Source organism: Halomonas shengliensis, from assembly GCF_900104135.1.
Classification (GTDB): domain Bacteria; phylum Pseudomonadota; class Gammaproteobacteria; order Pseudomonadales; family Halomonadaceae; genus Halomonas; species Halomonas shengliensis.
The window spans coordinates 1-17,668 of sequence record NZ_FNIV01000012.1 but is presented as its reverse complement, the minus strand read 5'-3'; the positions used below and the strand labels follow the sequence as shown (position 1 = coordinate 17,668).

General features: G+C 69.9%; 13 protein-coding genes. 10 read left to right on the top strand and 3 right to left on the bottom strand.

Annotated elements, in window-relative coordinates; translation table 11 throughout:
- Nucleotides 1–12: 12 nt before the first annotated feature.
- Nucleotides 13–855, bottom strand: a complete 843-nt coding sequence (gene nadC / locus BLP95_RS14530; RefSeq protein ID WP_089680624.1) for a carboxylating nicotinate-nucleotide diphosphorylase — start codon at nt 853–855, stop codon at nt 13–15.
- Nucleotides 856–944: 89 nt separating this feature from the next.
- Here nadC and ampD point away from each other — a divergent pair, with 89 nt between their 5' ends.
- The 6 genes from ampD to BLP95_RS14500 all read left to right on the top strand — a co-directional run bounded on the left by ampD (nt 945) and on the right by BLP95_RS14500 (nt 9,190).
- Entirely contained in the window at nt 945–1,514 is a 570-nt protein-coding gene (gene ampD / locus BLP95_RS14525; RefSeq protein ID WP_089680622.1) for a 1,6-anhydro-N-acetylmuramyl-L-alanine amidase AmpD, read from the top strand.
- 322 nt (nt 1,515–1,836) lie between these two features.
- Nucleotides 1,837–4,515 carry a pyruvate dehydrogenase (acetyl-transferring), homodimeric type gene (aceE, locus tag BLP95_RS14520; protein WP_089680620.1) on the top strand — a complete coding sequence of 893 codons (2,679 nt, stop codon included), beginning with the start codon at nt 1,837–1,839 and terminating at the stop codon, nt 4,513–4,515.
- A 58-nt stretch (nt 4,516–4,573) separates the two neighbouring features.
- Entirely contained in the window at nt 4,574–6,595 is a 2,022-nt protein-coding gene (gene aceF, locus BLP95_RS14515) for a pyruvate dehydrogenase complex dihydrolipoyllysine-residue acetyltransferase (RefSeq protein ID WP_089680618.1), read from the top strand.
- A gap of 242 nt (nt 6,596–6,837) precedes the next feature.
- Nucleotides 6,838–7,494, top strand: coding sequence for an adenylate kinase (adk, locus tag BLP95_RS14510; RefSeq protein ID WP_089680616.1), 657 nt, complete (start codon nt 6,838–6,840; stop codon nt 7,492–7,494).
- Between the two features lie 236 nt (nt 7,495–7,730).
- Nucleotides 7,731–8,435 (top strand): tRNA (adenosine(37)-N6)-threonylcarbamoyltransferase complex dimerization subunit type 1 TsaB, encoded by a 705-nt coding sequence (gene tsaB, locus BLP95_RS14505; RefSeq protein ID WP_089680614.1) that lies wholly within the window; start codon nt 7,731–7,733, stop codon nt 8,433–8,435.
- Nucleotides 8,436–8,491: 56 nt separating this feature from the next.
- Nucleotides 8,492–9,190, top strand: a complete 699-nt coding sequence (locus BLP95_RS14500; RefSeq protein ID WP_425402569.1) for a class I SAM-dependent methyltransferase — start codon at nt 8,492–8,494, stop codon at nt 9,188–9,190.
- On the opposite strand, the gene plsB is transcribed toward BLP95_RS14500, so the two are convergent.
- Nucleotides 9,160–11,649, bottom strand: a complete 2,490-nt coding sequence (gene plsB, locus BLP95_RS14495) for a glycerol-3-phosphate 1-O-acyltransferase PlsB (protein WP_176760303.1) — start codon at nt 11,647–11,649, stop codon at nt 9,160–9,162. The genes BLP95_RS14500 and plsB overlap by 31 nt on opposite strands.
- Before the next feature lie 116 nt (nt 11,650–11,765).
- Here plsB and BLP95_RS14490 point away from each other — a divergent pair, with 116 nt between their 5' ends.
- On the top strand, nt 11,766–12,887 hold the full coding sequence (locus tag BLP95_RS14490) for a phospholipase D-like domain-containing protein (protein ID WP_089680610.1): 1,122 nt from the start codon (nt 11,766–11,768) through the stop codon (nt 12,885–12,887).
- A 69-nt stretch (nt 12,888–12,956) separates the two neighbouring features.
- Here the strand turns inward: BLP95_RS14490 and BLP95_RS14485 are convergent, their stop codons facing one another.
- Complete coding sequence (locus tag BLP95_RS14485) at nt 12,957–13,601, bottom strand: YecA/YgfB family protein (RefSeq protein ID WP_089680608.1); 645 nt, start codon at nt 13,599–13,601, stop codon at nt 12,957–12,959.
- 81 nt (nt 13,602–13,682) lie between these two features.
- Between BLP95_RS14485 and BLP95_RS14480 the strand changes: the two genes are divergently transcribed.
- From BLP95_RS14480 to BLP95_RS14470, 3 genes are all read left to right on the top strand, one after another.
- A complete protein-coding gene (locus tag BLP95_RS14480) occupies nt 13,683–14,243 on the top strand; it encodes a SprT family zinc-dependent metalloprotease (RefSeq protein WP_089680606.1) in 561 nt (186 codons plus the stop codon).
- Nucleotides 14,244–14,414: 171 nt separating this feature from the next.
- Nucleotides 14,415–16,364 carry an acetate--CoA ligase gene (gene acs / locus BLP95_RS14475; protein WP_089680604.1) on the top strand — a complete coding sequence of 650 codons (1,950 nt, stop codon included), beginning with the start codon at nt 14,415–14,417 and terminating at the stop codon, nt 16,362–16,364.
- A gap of 207 nt (nt 16,365–16,571) precedes the next feature.
- Nucleotides 16,572–17,234, top strand: coding sequence for a LuxR C-terminal-related transcriptional regulator (locus BLP95_RS14470; RefSeq protein WP_089680601.1), 663 nt, complete (start codon nt 16,572–16,574; stop codon nt 17,232–17,234).
- The last annotated feature ends 434 nt before the right edge of the window (nt 17,235–17,668 follow it).

Below are 17,668 nucleotides of genomic sequence, written 5' to 3'. Positions count from 1 at the left end.
GGTCGATCCGTCTCAGTCCAGCAGACGCATGGAGAGGTCGATCGCCTTGACGTCCTTGGTCAGGGCGCCGCTGGAGATGCAGTCGACGCCGGTCTCGGCGATGGCACGCAGGGTGGTCTCGTCGACGTTGCCGGAGGCCTCCAGGATCGCGCGGCCGGCGCCGCGGCGCACCGCCTCGCGCAGCTCGTCAAGGCTGAAGTTGTCGAGCATGATCACGTCGGCCCCGGCGGCCAGCGCCTGCTCCAGCTCCTCGAAGGTCTCCACCTCCACCTCTACCGGCAGGTCGCGGGCGATATCGCGGGCCTCCTGCACCGCCGCGGCGATGCCGCCGCAGGCGGCGATATGGTTCTCCTTGATCAAGAAGGCGTCCCACAGGCCGAGACGGTGGTTGTGTCCCCCGCCGCAGGCCACCGCGTACTTCTGGGCCAGGCGCAGGCCGGGCAGGGTCTTGCGGGTATCCAGCAGGCGCACCCCGGTGTCTCCGATCAGGTCGACGTAGTGGCGGGTGCGGGTGGCGGTGGCGGAGAGGGTCTGCAGCAGGTTGAGCGCGGCGCGCTCGCCGGTCAGCAGGCTGCGTGCCGAGCCCTCGAGCTCGAGGAAGGCCTGGCCCGCCTCCAGGCGGTCGCCGTCGGCAGCCTGCCAGCGTAGCGCCACCGTGGGATCCAGGCGCCGGAACAGCTCGTCGACCCAGGCCACCCCGCACAGCACGCAGGCCTCGCGGGTGATGACCCGGGCCTGGGCATGCTGCTCGGCGGGGATCAGCCCGGCGGTGATGTCGCCGGGGCCGACGTCCTCGGCCAGCAGGCGGGCGGCGGCGTCGCGGATCTCTTCGGCTAGGGCGTCCTGGTAGTGCATGCGTTGCCTCACGGGTCGAGGTGGGGTGGCCGAGCCGGCCGGGGGCGCCCATTATAGGCAATCCACTCGAATCACGTCAGGGGAGGGGCATGGTGATCGAACAGGGTTGGTTGACCTCGGCGCGGCGGGTGCCCTCGCCCAACTGCGACGCGCGGCCGGAGGGCGAGGTGTCGCTGCTGCTGCTGCACTCCATCAGCCTGCCGCCGGGGGTGTTCGGCGGGGATGCCATCGAGCGCCTCTTCACCAACCGCCTCGATCCGTCGGCACACCCCTTCTTCGCCGCCATCCAGGGGCTGCGGGTCTCGGCCCACCTGCTGATCCGTCGCGACGGCGAGTGCGTGCAGTTCGTGCCCTTCCGGCGCCGCGCCTGGCACGCCGGGCGCTCCCGCTGGCGCGATGGTGCGCGCTGGAGGGCCGCCCTCAACGACTTCGCCATCGGCATCGAGCTGGAGGGCGACGAGGTCTCGCCCTACACCGCCGCCCAGTACGAGCGCCTGGCCGAGGTCACCCGCGCGCTCTTCGCCGCCTATCCCGCCCTGGACGCCTCGCGCATCGCCGGCCATGCCGAGGTGGCGCCGCTGCGCAAGTCCGACCCCGGACCCGCCTTCGACTGGGCCTACTGGCGGCAGCGCCTGGCCGCGCGGCGGGAGCCGGACTGACGGGGGAGAGGCAGGCCGCTCGCTTGCTTCAAACGGTAGTTTACTTACAACCCCTTGACCTTCGTCGGAATCATCTTGCCTGGTGTCTCGCAAGCCCTTGTGCTGCGGTGCAATGCCTTGTTTGTGGAAAATAATTCCAATCCTTGTTGAATTGGCAGGGCGGGGCGTATACGGTATCTTCCACGCAGAAACGGTGCGTCCGACGCCCGTCCTGTAGAAAAATTACAACGTTGTCATGCGGCGTGCTGCCTCTCTGGCGAGAGGGCGCCTGCTGCCCGCTCAGCGAGCACACGACATCCCATCGTCATTCGGAGAGACGTCTATGAGTCTGGAGGCAAGAGAGGATCTCGATCCGGTCGAGACCGAAGAGTGGCTGGAATCCCTCGAATCGGTTCTGGATCATGAGGGCGAGGAGCGCGCCCGGTACCTGCTCACGCGCCTGGCCGACCGCCTGCGCCGCGACGGTACCCAGCCCCCCTTCTCGGCGACCACGCCGCATCGCAACACCATCCCGGTGCACCGCGAGGCGCCGATGCCCGGCGACCTCTTCATGGAGCGCAAGATCCGCTCCATGATCCGCTGGAACATGGCGGCGATGGTGACCCGCGCCAACCGCAAGCAGAAGGGCATCGGCGGCCATCTGGCCAGCTACATGTCCAGCGCCACCCTCTACGAGGTGGGCTTCAACCACTTCTTCCGTGCCCCCAACGGCGACTTCCAGGGCGACCTGGTGTTCATCCAGGGCCACAGCTCCCCGGGCATCTACGCCCGCGCCTTCCTCGAGGGACGACTGACCGAGGAGCAGATGGACAACTACCGCCAGGAGGTCGACGGCAACGGGCTCTCGTCCTACCCGCACCCCTGGCTGATGCCCGACTTCTGGCAGCTGCCCACGGTCTCCATGGGCCTGGGCCCGATCATGGCGATCTACCAGGCCCACGTCATGAAGTACCTGGATCAGCGCGACCTGCAGCCGATGCAGGATCGCAAGATCTGGTGCTTCATGGGCGACGGCGAGTGTGACGAGCCGGAGTCCCTGGGCGCCATTCATCTGGCCAGCCGCGAGAAGCTCGACAACCTGATCTTCGTGATCAACTGCAACCTGCAGCGCCTCGACGGTCCGGTGCGCGGCAACTCGCGCATCATGGACGAGCTGGAGGGCGTGTTCCGGGGCGCCGGCTGGAACGTCATCAAGGTGGTCTGGGGCCGCCTGTGGGATCCGCTCTTCGAGAAGGACAAGAAGGGGGTGCTGCAGAAGGTCATGGACGAGACCGTCGATGGCGAGTACCAGAACTGCAAGGCCAACGGCGGGGCCTATACCCGGGAAAACTTCTTCGGCAAGTACCCCGAGACCGCCGAGATGGTCAAGGACCTCTCCGACGAGGACATCTGGAAGCTCAACCGCGGCGGCCATGACCCGTTCAAGGTCTACGCGGCCTACCACCAGGCGGTGAACAACGCCAACGGGCGTCCCACCGTGGTGCTGGCGCATACCGTCAAGGGCTACGGCCTGGGTGCCGACGGCGGCGAGGCCGACAACGAGGCCCACCAGGTCAAGTCCATCGACGATCCCGAGGTGCTCAAGCGCTTCCGCGACCGCTTCGGCATCCCGATCTCCGACGAGGAGATCGAGCACGACATGCCCTACTACAAGCCGGCCGACGACACGCCGGAGATGAAGTACATGCATCTCCAGCGCGAGCGGCTGGGCGGCTACCTGCCGGCGCGCCAGCACGACTTCGAGGCGCTGGAGATTCCGGGGCTGGACGACAAGATCTTCGCCAGCCAGATGGGCGGCTCCAAGGGCCGCGAGGTCTCCACCACCATGGCCTTCGTACGGGTGCTCAACGGCCTGGTCAAGCACAAGGGCTTCGGCAAGCAGGTGGTGCCCATCGTCCCCGACGAGGCGCGCACCTTCGGCATGGAGGGCATGTTCCGCCAGCTCGGCATCTACACCTCCGAGGGCCAGAAGTACGAGCCCATGGACAAGGGCCAGCTGATGTTCTACCGCGAGGACAAGGCCGGCCAGGTGCTCGAGGAGGGCATCACCGAGGCGGGTGCGATGTCCTCGTGGATCGCCGCGGCCACCTCCTACGCCAACCACGGCCTGCCGCTGCTGCCCTTCTACATCTACTACTCGATGTTCGGCTTCCAGCGCATCGGCGACCTGGCCTGGGCGGCCGGTGACCTGCAGGCGCGCGGCTTCCTGGTCGGCGGCACCGCCGGCCGCACCACCCTCAACGGCGAGGGCCTGCAGCACCAGGACGGCCACAGCCACCTGCAGGCGTCGATGATCCCCAACTGCCGCACCTACGATCCCACCTATGCCCACGAGCTGGCGGTGATCGTGCAGAGTGGCCTGACCCGGATGTTCGTCGACAAGGAGCCCTGCTTCTACTACCTGACGGTGATGAACGAGAACTACGAGCACCCCGAGATGGAGGAGGTGCCCGCGGACGACATCATCAAGGGCATGTACCTGCTGCGCGAGACCCAGGGCGACAAGGCCCGCGTGCAGCTGATGGGTTCCGGCACCATCCTGCGCGAGGTGGAGGCCGCCGCCGAGCTGCTCCGCGACGACTGGGGCGTGGGCGCCGACATCTGGAGCGTGCCGAGCTTCAGCGAGCTGCGTCGCGAGGCGCTGGGCCTGGATCGCGAGGCCTTCCTGAACCCCGAGGCCGAGCCGGGCAAGCCCCACGTCACCCGCTGCCTGGAGGGTCGCCAGGGGCCGGCGGTCGCCGCCACCGACTACATGCGCCTGTTCGCCGACCAGGTGCGTGCCTGGGTGCCCACCGACTACCACGTGCTGGGGACCGACGGCTTCGGCCGCTCCGATACCCGCGAGAAGCTGCGCGAGTTCTTCGAGGTGGATCGCCGCTTCGTCGCCGTGGCCGCCCTCAAGGCGCTCGCAGAGCGCGGCGAGCTCGAGCGCAAGGTGATCGGCGAGGCGCTGGCGAAGTACAACATCGATCCGGCCAAGCCGAATCCGCTGACCGACTGATCCGGTGGGGCGGGCCCGTGCCCGCCCCCTCCAGGCACGATTTGGAAGGAGCGCGACCTTGAGTAGCGAAATCATCAAAGTACCGGACATCGGCGGCGATACCGATGTGGAGATCATCGAGATCGCGGTGTCGGAAGGCGACGTCATCGACGCCGAGGACACCCTGATCACGCTGGAATCCGACAAGGCCAGCATGGACGTGCCCTCGCCCAAGGGCGGCAAGGTGGTTAAGGTGCTGGTCAAGGAGGGCGACACCGTCTCCGAGGGTGACGACATCGTCGAACTCGAGATCGAGGGCGGCGGCGACGCCACGCCGGCGGCGGACCAGGCCGAGGAGAAGGCCGCACCGGCGCCCGAGAAGGCCCCGGCGCCCGACACCGAGACGCCGGCGGCCAAGGCCGGCGGCGGCAAGCGCACCGTGGAGATCACCGTGCCCGACCTCGGCGGCGATAGCGACGTCGAGGTGATCGAGGTCGCGGTGGCCGAGGGCGATGAGGTCGACCTCGAGGCGGCGCTGATCACCCTGGAGTCCGACAAGGCCTCCATGGACGTGCCCAGCCCCCATGCCGGCAGGCTGGTCTCCCTGGCCGTGAAGGAGGGCGACACCGTCTCCGAGGGCGACCTGATCGGTACCATGGAGATCACCGACGAGGGCGGCGAGGCACGGCAGGCCCCCGCGCCCGCGGCGAGCGAGTCCCAGGCGGCCGCCGAGCCCGAGCCCGAGTCAGAGCCCGCCCCCCAGGGCGGCGGCGAGCCGCAGCGCCATGAGGTCCGGGTGCCGGACCTGGGCGGCGCCAGCGACGTGCCGATCATCGAGTTGGCCGTGGCCGAGGGCGACGAGGTCGAGGAGGAGACGCCGCTGATCACCCTGGAGTCCGACAAGGCCTCCATGGATGTGCCGAGTCCTCACAAGGGCCGGCTGGTGGAGCTCGCCGTCAAGGAGGGCGACAGCGTCTCCGAGGGTGACCTGATCGGCATCATCGAGACCGCCGGCGCCGCCCCCGCGCCCGCCTCGAGCGGAGGCAAGGCGAGCGGGAAGCCGGCCGAGGCGTCTCAAGCCGAGAAGCCCCAGGCCGATAAGCCGGCGCCCACCCCGGCCGGTACCCCGAGTCCCGAGGCCGAGATGGCGTCCCACAAGCCCCGCGAGGGCAAGCTGGTCCATGCCGGCCCGGCGGTGCGCATGCTGGCCCGCGAGCTCGGCGTCGACCTGACCCAGGTCCCGCCCAGCGGCCCCAAGCAGCGCGTGCTCAAGGAGGACGTCCACGCCTACGTCAAGCAGGTGATGGCCAACCAAGGCAAGGCCCAGGCCCAGGCCGCCCCTGGCGCGCCCGCGGCGGCCGGTTCCGGCATCCCGCCGATCCCCGACCAGGACTTCAGCCAGTTCGGCGAGGTGGAAGAGCAGCCCATGGGGCGCCTGATGAAGATGGGCGCCACCAACCTGCACCGCAGCTGGGTCAACCTGCCCCATGTCACCCAGTTCGACGAGGCGGACATCACCGAGCTGGAGGCCTTCCGCAAGTCCATGAAGGCCGAGGCGGAGGCCCAGGGTGCCAAGCTCACGCCGCTGCCCTTCCTGATCAAGGCGTGCGCCTACGCCCTTCGCCAGTACCCGCAGTTCAACGTCAGCCTGAAGAGCGACGGCGAGACGGTGGTGCACAAGAAGTATGTGCACATCGGCGTCGCCGTGGACACCCCGGACGGCCTGATGGTGCCGGTGATCCGCGACGCCGATAAGAAATCGCTGATCGACCTCGCCAAGGAATCCGTGGAGCTGGCCAAGAAGGCGCAGTCGAAGAAGCTCAAGCGCGAGGAGATGACCGGCGGCTGCTTCACCATCTCCAGCCTGGGTTCCATCGGCGGCACCGCCTTCACCCCCATCGTCAATGCCCCGGAGGTCGCCATCCTCGGCGTCTCCAAGGCGTCGATGAAGCCGGTGTGGGACGGGGCGGCCTTCCAGCCGCGGCTGATGATGCCGTTGTCGCTCTCCTACGACCACCGCGCGGTCAACGGGGCCGACGCGGCGCGCTTCACCGCTCTGCTGGGGCAGCTGCTTACCGACATCCGTCGACTGCTGCTCTAGGGCCAGGCTCGCCCCTGCCAGGACGACGGCGCCCCGCGGGGCGCCGTCGTCATTTTCGGCCCGGCACGGTGCGCCAAGACCAAAGTGCAACCCGGGGCGAGAGCGTTGAAATGCAAGACGTTTTCGTGCCTTGGCGGGAGTGGGGAAGGGGGTGGCGCTTGTGCTGGTCCCGGGCCGCGGTTATCGTTCACCACCCACGATTTCTTCATTACTGACAACCACTTGACCACGAGGACTCGATCATGCGTTTGATCCTGTTGGGCGCCCCCGGTGCCGGCAAGGGCACCCAGGCCCAGTTCATCTGCGAGCGTTTCAACATCCCGCAGATCTCCACCGGCGACATGCTGCGTGCCGCCGTCAAGGAGGGCAGCGAGCTGGGCGTCAAGGTCAAGGAGATCATGAACAGCGGTGGGCTGGTCTCCGACGACATCATCATCGACCTGGTCAAGGAGCGCATCGCACAGCCCGACTGCGCCAACGGCTTCCTGTTCGACGGCTTCCCGCGCACCATTCCCCAGGCCGACGCCATGAAGGAGGCCGGGGTGAAGCTGGACCACGTGCTGGAGATCGCCGTGGACGACGAGGAGATCGTCAACCGCCTGGCCGGTCGCCGCGTGCACCCGGGCTCGGGCCGGGTCTACCACGTCGACCACAACCCGCCCAAGGAGGCCGGCAAGGACGACGTCACCGGCGAGGCGCTGATCCAGCGCGACGACGACCGCGAGTCCACCGTGCGCAACCGCCTGGCGGTCTACCACGAGCAGACTGCGCCGCTGGTCGACTACTACCAGGCCTGGGCCGAGCAGGACCCCGAGGCCGCCCCGGCCTACCATCGCGTCGAGGGCATCGGCAGCGTCGACGACATCAAGGCCCAGGTGCTCAAGGCGCTGGAGGGCTGATCGAGCCCTGTCCGTCGGGGCTTACCCGGCGACAGGCCTGATCGGGGGCGCTGTGAACCCCTCCCTGGGCGCTACCTCGGCCATCCCTGGTCCTGCGGACCCCCTCCAGGCCTGTCCCCGGCGCCCCTCGAAGTTACGACAGCGCTTTCACTCGGATGGCCCGCCTCGAGCGGGCCATCGTCGTTCGGGGCCTGGCCACGTATAATGGCTGCCCATTTTTCCCGGATGGTATTGCCATGTCGATCCTGCTGGCCCTGGATGCCTCGTCGAGCGCCTGCTCCGCCGCGCTGCTGCGGCGGCGCCCCGGCGCCGACGACGAACTGCTCTCCCGCTTCGCGCTGACCCCCCGCGAGCACACCCGGCGCCTGCTGCCCATGGTCGACGAGGTGCTGGCCGAGGCCGGGGTGGCGCCCGCCGAGCTCGACGCCATCGCCTACGGCCATGGCCCCGGCTCCTTCACCGGCCTGCGCATCGCCGCCGGCGCCGCCCAGGGGCTCGCCTACGGCCTCGACCGCCCGCTGGTCGGCGTCTCCACCCTGGCGGCCCTGGCCCTGGGCGCCCATCGCCGGCACCACTTCCGCTGGCTGGTCACCGCCCTGGACGCGCGCATGGGCGAGATCTACGTGGCCGCCTGGCAGTGCGCCGGCGGTCGGCCGGAGCGGTTGCTGGACGAGGCGGTGATGGCACCGGAGCGCCTGCGCCTGCCGGCGGGCCACGACGACCACGACTGGGTCGGGGTGGGCTCCGGCTGGACGCTGCTCGAGCGCATGCCCGCCGAGGTGCAGGCCGGGCTCGGCCAGCACCTGCCCGAGGTGGAGGCGGATGCCGCCGACATGGCGCTGCTCGCCATGCAGGAGTTCGAGGACGGTGGTGGCCAGCCGGCGCATCTCGCCCAGCCGGTCTACCTGCGCAACGAGGTAGCGTGGAAGAATGCCAGGTGAGCGCCCCTGTGGCGGTGCAGGGGCAGGCGCTGGCGGCGCTCTCCGAGCGGCTCGGCCTGCCCCTGGAGGTCGAGGCCGAGTTGACCCTGGCGCGTCGCGAGGGGCGCCTGGTGCTGGCCGGCGACGAGAGGCGCTACGGCCATCCGCTGGCGGTGGACTTCACCGCCGGCCGCGCCGCCCATCGCCGCCGCTTCGGCGGAGGCCGCGGCCAGCTGGTGGCGCGTGCCTGCGGCCTCGCCAGGGGGGTTACGCCCTGCGTGGTGGACGCCACCGCGGGCCTGGGGCGCGACGCCTTCGTGCTGGCCAGCCTGGGGGCCGAGGTGCTGCTGGTGGAGCGGGTGGCGGCGATCTTCGCCCTGCTCGAGGATGGCCTGGCGCGGGCCCGGGCGGACGCCGAGACGGCGGAGGTTGCCGCGCGCATGCGCCTGGCTTGGGGCGACGCGGCCCGCGAGCTCGAGGCCATGGTGGCCGCGGCGGCCTTCCCGCCTCAGGTGGTGCATCTGGACCCGATGTTCCCCCATCGCGAGAAGTCGGCGCTGGTCAAGAAGGAGATGCGGCTCTTCCGCACCCTGGCCGGCGACGACGCCGACGCCCCGCGCCTCCTGGAGGCGGCTCTGGACGTGGCGACCCATCGGGTGGTGGTCAAGCGTCCACGCAAGGCACCACCCATCGCGGGGCCGGCGCCGCGCCATGTGCTCGAGGGCAAGACCAGCCGCTACGACCTCTATGTGCACCGCTCGCTGACGGCGGAGTGATCCGCCTCGCGACGGGTCACTAGCTGCAGCCGGTGGCGCAGCGCCGGATCGAACAGCCGCCGCGAGCGCTGCGCCGCCTCGCCCAGCTGCGCGTCGAAGACCAGCCGCTCCTCGGCGTCCCGCCATAGCCACCCCTGCTGCTCGAGGCCGTCCACCAGGCCGACGAAGAGCCGGCTGTCGAAGAACTCCGGGGAGTCGAGCCCCGAGAGCAGGGCGAGGCGCTCGGCGAGTCGGCGGCTGCGCTCGGCCAGTTCCTCAGCGCCGAGGCGCGCCGGACCGGCGTCCAGCAGCACCGCGAGCAGCAGGTAGCCGCGCTCCAGGGAGGGCTGCATCAGCTGGCCCAGCAGGTCCAGGCACTCGCCGGCCTCGACGTCGTCCTCGGGCCGCCGCCAGCCGGCGTCGCCGTCCGGCACCAGCAGCCCCAGGGCCACCAGTGCGTCGAGCATCGCCGCCAGCGCCTGGTGGAGCGAGGCCGGCGGGGCCACCATCAGCTCCCGTGCCAGGATCGGCCAGCCCGGTGCCAGCAGCTCGGTCAGCGCCTCCAGGCGATGCGCCGGCTGGTGGCGGAAGGCGAAGGCGGTGAGGCCGGCCAGGGCGAAAAGGTGCTGCACGTTGTTGCGGTACCACCCCAGCCGGCCGGCCTGGCCGGCGTCGGCCAGCAGGATGTCGCCCAGCGGCTGCTCGCGGCGCTGGATCATGCCCAGCGCCAGGGCCTGGGCGATCCACGCCGGCGGCTCGCCCTCCGGCAGGCTGACCCTCGCGCCGCCGGGCAGTCGCCGCTGTAGCGCCGCCAGCAGCGCGAGCTGGCGCTCCATCAGGCGCTCCTCGATGGCGTGGTGGGGGGTGGCCAGCAGCACCAGGGCGACCAGGTTGACCGGGTTGAGGGCGGCGGCGGCGTTGATGCGCCGACACAAGGTCTCGCCCAGCTTGGGCACCAGCTCGCCCAGCCACGCCGGACGCTCCTCGCCGTCGCTGCGCCACGCCTCACCCAGCGTCGCGTCCAGGTAGGGGGCCACCGCCAGCGGCTCGCCGACATTGACGCTGACCCGGCCGAAGGGCTGGCGCAGATGCCTTACCACCCGCAGCAGCGCCAGGGGACTCTCCTTGCGTTTCCTGCCGCCGCGCAGCTCGCGCTGGTAGCTGGCGCTTTCGATCACCCGCTCGTAGCCGATGTAGACGGGGATGAAGGCCAGTGGGCGCGCCTGGCCGGCGGCGTGGCTGCGCAGGAAGGAGCGCAGGGTCATCGCCAGCATGCCGGGGCGCGCTGGCAGCATGCGTCCGCTGCGCGAGCGGCCGCCCTCGATGAAGTACTCCAGCGGATGGCCGCGGGCGATCAGCCGGTGCAGGTACTCGTTGAACACCGTGGCGTAGAGGCGGTTGTCGCGGAAGCTGCGGCGCAGGAAGAAGGCCCCGCCGCGGCGCAGCAGGGGCCCGACCAGCGGCATGTCGAGGTTGCGCCCGGCGGCGATATGCGGCGGCATCAGCCCCTCCTGGTAGAGCACGTAGGAGAGCAGCAGGTAGTCGATATGGCTGCGGTGGCAGGGCACGTAGACCAGGGTGTGGTCTTCGGCCAGCGCCTTGACCTCGGCCAGGCCGCGGACCTCGACGCCATCGTAGAGCCGATTCCAGAGGCGCCGCAGCAGGCCGTCGAGGAAGCGCAGCACCGGGTAGGTCATGTTGGAGGCGATCTCGCGGCCATAGCGCAGGGCACGACCCCGCAGGCGGGGTTGCGACAGGCGCCCCTCGCCGGCCAGCTCGTCGATCACCCGGCGCACCTCGGGGCTCGTCGCGACCCCCTCGATCAGGGTACGGCGGTGGGAGAGGTCGGGGCCCAGCACCCGGGTGCGCACATGGCGGAAGTGGACCCGCAGCAGGCGCGCCGCCTTGCGGTTGGTGAGTGCCGGGTCGCGGCCGTCGCACAGCTCGCGCAGGTTCAACGGGGCGCCGAAGTGCAGCTCCACGCTGCGGCGGTTGACCAGCATGGAGAGCAGCCGGCGCAGCCGCCCGGTGAGCTGCCAGCTGTCGGCGGCGACCAGGCGCCAGAAGCCGAAGCGCTTGCCCGGGGCGCGTCCCCAGAACACGCTCACCGGCACCAGCTGCAGCGACAGCGCGGGGTCGGCCTGAAGCGCCTCGACCAGCGCCTGGAAGGGCGGCCGGGCCCGGGTCTTGCCCCCCAGCAGCCGGCGGCGTGTCGCCGGCAGGGCCAGCACCCCGGGCAGGCGTCGCTCGCCCAGGCGTACCGAGCCGGCGGCGAGGGGCAGGCCGTGCCGGCGGGTCAACGCCGCCAGCAGCCAGGTGTCGCTCAGCGCGGGCCTGGGCAGCACGTAGACGACCGCCTGGCCGGGGTCGAGGGCCAGGGCGTCGGGCGCGGGTTCGATCAGGCGCGGGCGCACCCAGGCGTCGAGGAGGCGGCTCATGGAGGCGCGCAGGGGCGCGGTGAGGGAGTGCAGCAAGGCCATCCGTTTGCCCCGGGTGCTGGAAAGGGAGGGGAGTGCCAGTATAGTCGTCGAAGGGCGCCGGGTCAGTCGGCGCGCGGTGGCGCGGAGCATGGCAATGACGGACGGAGAGGCGAGGGATGCACGGGATCTGGCGAGAAGGCAACGACGTCGAGCTGCTGCCGGAGGCCAGCCGCTTCCTGCCGGCGATGTTCGAGGCCATTGAGCAGGCGCGCGACTCGATCCTGATCGAGCTCTACCTGATGGAGTCGGGGCGGCTCGCCTCGGCGCTGATCGATGCCCTGGTGCGTGCCGCCGAGCGCGGGGTGGCGGTGCTGCTGCTGCTCGACGGCTATGGCGCCATGGGGCTCGCCGGGCACGATCGTGAGCGGCTGCAGGCGGGGGGCGTGGCGCTGCGCTTCTTCAACCCCCTGGGGCTGCACTCCCTGGCGCGCAACCTGACCCGCGACCACCGCAAGCTGGTGGTGGTGGATGGCCGGGTCGCCTTCACCGGTGGCTTCGGCGCGGTGGACGAGTTCCTCGACGCCTGGTACGAGGTGGCGGTGCGCATCGAGGGACCGGTGGTGGCCGACTGGGTCCGGCTGTTCTGCCGACTGTGGGATTCGCCGCTGACCCGCGGCGAGGGCGCCGCGGGGCTGGTGCACGGCCTGGCCACCGCCGCGCGACCGGCGGCGGGCTATCGCGGCATGCGTGGGCGCGCCGTCTGGGGCCAGGGCTACCGCTACCAGGCGATCCGCCACTCGCTCCACGGCCGGGTGTCCACCGCACGCCATCGGCTCTGGCTCTGCACCCCCTACTTCGTACCCACCCTCACCCTGCGTCGGCGCCTGGTGCGGGCGGCGCGCCGTGGGGTCGACGTCCGCCTGCTGCTGCCCGGCGAGCGCCATGACCACCCCGGGGTGCGCTATGCCGGCCAGCGCTTCTACGGCCGCCTGCTCAAGGCGGGGGTGCGCATCTTCGAGTTCCAGCCCACCTTCATCCACGCCAAGGTCTCGCTGGCCGACGACTGGGTGAGCCTCGGGTCCTGCAACTTCGACCACTGGAGCCTGCACTGGAACCTGGAGGCCAACCAGGAGGTGGAGGACCGCCGCTTCGCCGGCGAGGTGGCCGCGCTGTTCGAGCGCCACTACGCCGCCAGCCGTGAGATCGAGCCCGCGGCCTGGGCGCGACGATCGCTGTGGCAGCGGGCGCGGGAGTGGCTCTTCGGCACCCTGGACGGGGTGCTGACCCGATTACGCTAGCGCCAAGCCGCCAAGAAATCCTCGGCATATCAGAGATTCGGCGCCACGCCGGTCATCGGCGCTTGGCGCTTACCGCTTGCCCTTGCCGTGACCGGCGGGCTTCTTGCGGCGCGGGGTGGGCTTGGGGCTCTCCGGTGGCACGCGGTAGTGCAGGTAGAGGTCGAGCACCAGCTCGGGGAGCTGGCGCACCAGCGCCTCGAGACGCGCGGCGTCGGCGACGAACTCCGCCATGTCCGGCTCCTCGTCGAAGAGCCCGGAGAGCGCCATGAAGGGCAGCAGCAGGGTGGCGGCGGCCTCCTCGTCCTCCTCGAACCAGGCGGGTTCATCGAGGAAGACCCCCTCCATGAAGCCGGCGCACCAGTCGCCGATGGGGGTCTCCTCGGCGGGGAGGCCGTCGAGGGTGAGCTCGAAGGGCAGCTCCGGCAACCCGCCCTGCTCCAGGGTCGCGATGGCATTGTGGCGCAGCCGCTCCAGCAGGCCGAGGATCGCCTCGCGTTCGCCGTCATCGGCGAAGGCGGGCTCCCCCTGGAAGAGCTCGGCCACCCAGGCCGCCGGCAGCGCCTCCCGGGGGCTCACCGCCAGCGCGACCAGGAAGCCGTGGGTGCCGATCAGGTCCAGGGCGTCCTCGGGCACGCGTGCCGAGGCGAGGAAGTCGTCGAGGCGGTCGAGCTCGTCGTCATCGAGCAGGGGGACGGGCGGCGGGGTGTCGGACATCTAAGCGCTCACTCTCGCTGGCGGGATGGAGGCGTCGGCGGGGCTTGTCGCCGGGCGACGCTGGCGCCATTCTAGCACCCCATGACCCGAGCCGCGCTGCCGCCCCCCGACCCCGCCCGCCTCGCCACCCTCGACCGCGAGGGGCTGGCACAGGCCCTGCACGCGCGGGTCGAGGCGGCCTACGCGCTGTGTCGCGAGGTCCATCCCCACCTGCCGCGTCCCCGGATATGGCTCGACCTGCGCGGGCAGAGCGCCGGCCAGGCCCACTTCGGCCGCGGCGGGCTGCGCTTCAATCCGGTGCTCTACGCCGAGAACCGCGAGGCATTCCTGGCCGAGGTGGTGCCCCACGAGATGGCCCACTGGCTGGTCCACCACCTGTCGGATGGCCGGCGGGCCCGGCCCCATGGCCGCGAGTGGCAGACGGTGATGCGCCGCCTCTTCGGCCTTCCGCCTTCCACCACCCACCGCTTCGATACCGGCCGGGCGAGCCCGGCCCCCCACCGCTACGCCTGCGGCTGTCGGGAGCACGCCTTCACCCCGCGGCGCCACGCCCTGGCCCGCCAGGGGCGCCGCTACCGCTGTCGGCACTGTGCCGAGACCTTGGTCTACCGTGGCGATTCGGTGCTCGAAAATGCGACTTAAGCTTTTGTTATAAAAAGGATTTTTGATCATACCAATGTCTAAGGGGAAGTGGCGCCGCGAGGCGCTATGCTGGCCAAACACTTCCCATGGCACCGACGGCGTCAACAACCCCAACCAAGTCGCCGGTTTCCATCCATCTGACGGGGCCACCCCAAGGACAGAGGCAACTCCATGAGCGAACAGCAGAACGTCTATCCGGTGAGCGATGCCATCGCCGCCAAGGCCTGGGCCGACAAGGACACCTACCAGGCCATGTACCAGCAGTCCGTGGACGACCCCGAGGCCTTCTGGAGCGAGCAGGCCAAGCGCGTCGACTGGTTCAAGTTCCCGAGCAAGATCAAGCACACCAGCTTCGACCCGCACAACGTCGACATCCGCTGGTACGAGGATGGTACGCTCAACGCCAGTGTGAACTGCCTCGACCGCCACCTGGAGACGCGTGGCGACCAGACCGCCATCATCTGGGAGGGCGACGACCCCAACGACGCCGCCCATATCAGTTACCGCGACCTGCATGAGCGCACCTGCCAGCTGGCCAATGCGCTCAAGGCCCAGGGCGTCAAGAAGGGCGATGTGGTCACCCTCTACATGCCGATGGTGCCCGAGGCCGCGGTGGCCATGCTGGCCTGTGCGCGCATCGGCGCCGTCCACTCGGTGGTGTTCGGCGGCTTCTCCCCGGACGCCCTGGCCCAGCGCATCATCGGCGCCAAGTCCAAGCTGGTGATCACCGCCGACGAGTCCGTGCGCGGTGGCAAGCAGGTGCCGCTCAAGGACAACGTCGATGCCGCCCTGACCCGCGACGGCACCGAGGTGTGCGAGAAGGTGCTGGTGGTCAAGCGCACCGGCGGCGAGATCGAGTGGAAGGAGGGGCGTGACCTCTGGTACCACGAGCAGGTCGACGGCCAGTCCACCGACTGCCCTGCCGAGGAGATGAAGGCCGAGGACCCGCTCTTCATCCTCTACACCTCCGGCTCCACCGGCGCGCCCAAGGGTCTCAAGCACACCACCGGCGGCTACCTGGTCTACGCCAGCCTGACCCACCAGTACGTCTTCGACTACCAGGAGGGTGAGGTCTACTGGTGCACCGCCGACGTGGGCTGGGTCACCGGGCACAGCTATATCGTCTACGGCCCGCTGGCCAATGGCGCCACCACCCTGATGTTCGAGGGCGTGCCCAGCTACCCGAGCCATGGCCGCATGGGCGAGATCGTCGACAAGCACAAGGTCAACATCCTCTACACCGCCCCCACGGCGATCCGCGCCCTGATGGCCCATGGCGACAACGTCATGGACTCCAGCCAGCGCGACTCGCTGCGTATCCTCGGCTCGGTGGGCGAGCCCATCAACCCAGAGGCCTGGGAGTGGTTCTACCGGGTGATCGGCAATGCCAAGTGCCCGATCGTCGACACCTGGTGGCAGACCGAGACCGGCGGCATCATGATCGCGCCGCTGCCGGGCGCCACGCCGCTCAAGCCGGGCTCCGCCACCCTGCCGTTCTTCGGCGTGCAGCCGGCGCTGTTCGACAGCGAGGGCAACACCCTCGAGGGCGCCGTGGACGGCAACCTGGTGCTCACCGACTCCTGGCCCGGCCAGGCACGCTCCATCTGGGGCGACCACGAGCGCTTCACCCAGACCTACTTCTCCACCTACAAGGGCGCCTACTTCACCGGCGACGGTTGCCGCCGCGACGAGGACGGCTACTACTGGATCACCGGCCGCGTCGACGATGTGATCAACGTCTCCGGCCACCGCATGGGCACCGCCGAGATCGAGTCGGCGCTGGTGGCCCACGAGGCCGTGGCCGAGGCCGCCGTGGTGGGCTTTCCCCACGACATCAAGGGCCAGGGCATCTACATCTACGTCACCCTGAACGACGATGCGGAGCCCACCGACGAGCTGCGCAAGGAGCTCACCCAGTGGGTGCGCAAGGAGATCGGCCCGATCGCCTCGCCGGATGTCATCCAGTGGGCGCCGGGCCTGCCCAAGACCCGCTCCGGCAAGATCATGCGCCGCATCCTGCGCAAGATCGCCGCCAACGAGTGCGACGGCCTGGGCGACACCAGCACCCTGGCGGATCCCAGCGTGGTGGACGAGCTCATCGAGCATCGCGCCAACCGCTAAAGCATGGTGACGAGCCTGGCTCGTCGCCATCCGAGCCCAACGAGCCGGCCCCTCGGGGCCGGCTTCTTTTCGGCCATCGGGAATGTTGTCGACAATGTGGCCGTGGCGCTTGGGAATCGCCTCGGCCATGGGGTAACATGCGACTCACGACAGAAGAGCCCGCGTGGCGGTGCGCGACCCGCTGCCAGAGGAACCGGAGGAGAATCCATGGCCTTTGCCCAGAAATTCATCGTCGCCGATGACCATCCGCTGTTCCGCGCAGCCCTCACCCAGGCGCTGCGTCAGCTGGCGCCCCAGGCCGAGATCGTGGAGTCCGACACCATGGAGGCCACCGCCGAGGTGGTCACCCGCCACCCCGATGCCGACCTGATCCTGCTCGACCTGCACATGCCGGGGGCCCATGGCTTCTCGGGTCTCATCCAGCTGCGCGGCCAGACCCCGGACATCCCGGTGGCGGTGGTCTCGGGCAGCGACGAGCCCCATGTGGTGCGCCGCGCCATCGACTACGGCGCCTCCGGCTTCATCCCCAAGTCCTCTTCGCTGCAGCTGATCGCCGAGGCGGTGGGCGAGATCCTCGAGGGCGAGGTGTGGCTGCCGGCGGAGCTGGCCGAGGCCATCGGCGAGGCCGACGAGGAGGAGACCAAGTTCGCCGAGGCGATCGCCTCGCTGACCCCGCAGCAGTTCCGGGTGCTCAACATGCTGACCGAGGGGCTGCTCAACAAGCAGATCGCCTACGAGCTCAACGTCTCCGAGGCCACCATCAAGGCCCACGTCACCGCCATCCTGCGCAAGCTCGGCGTGCACTCGCGTACCCAGGCGGTGATCGCCGCCCAGAAGCTCGAGGTGGAGCCGCCGAAGGTCGAGTCCTGACCGGGCTTCGCCCGGAGGTATAAGGGGCAAGGAACAAGCCGCAAGGAAAGGCCAGAAACCCACCTGATGGTGGGTTTCTTGCTTGTGCGCCAGGCATGGCGCGCAGCGCCTGACTGGCGCTGTTCCCGAGGGTGGTGCCTCGGGATGACTTGGGGGTGAAAGTCCCCTGCACGCCCGGCAAGGGGAAGTGCTAGCCGACGGCAAGGGTGTCCCCCGCGAGGGGGAATCTGAAGGCAGCCCGAGGCAAAACGCTGGCCTGACGAACAGGAAGCGGATACGAGGCGGCATGGCGGGGTGAGATGGCAAGCATCATCAAAGCCCGATACTTGCACGGATCGCCATGACGTAAATCCGACAGGCATAAGCGGGAAGGTCGCGCGTCTTACCCTGGGAGGTCTGGTGGTCTGCCACGGTGCTACCGGCGCCGAGAGGCG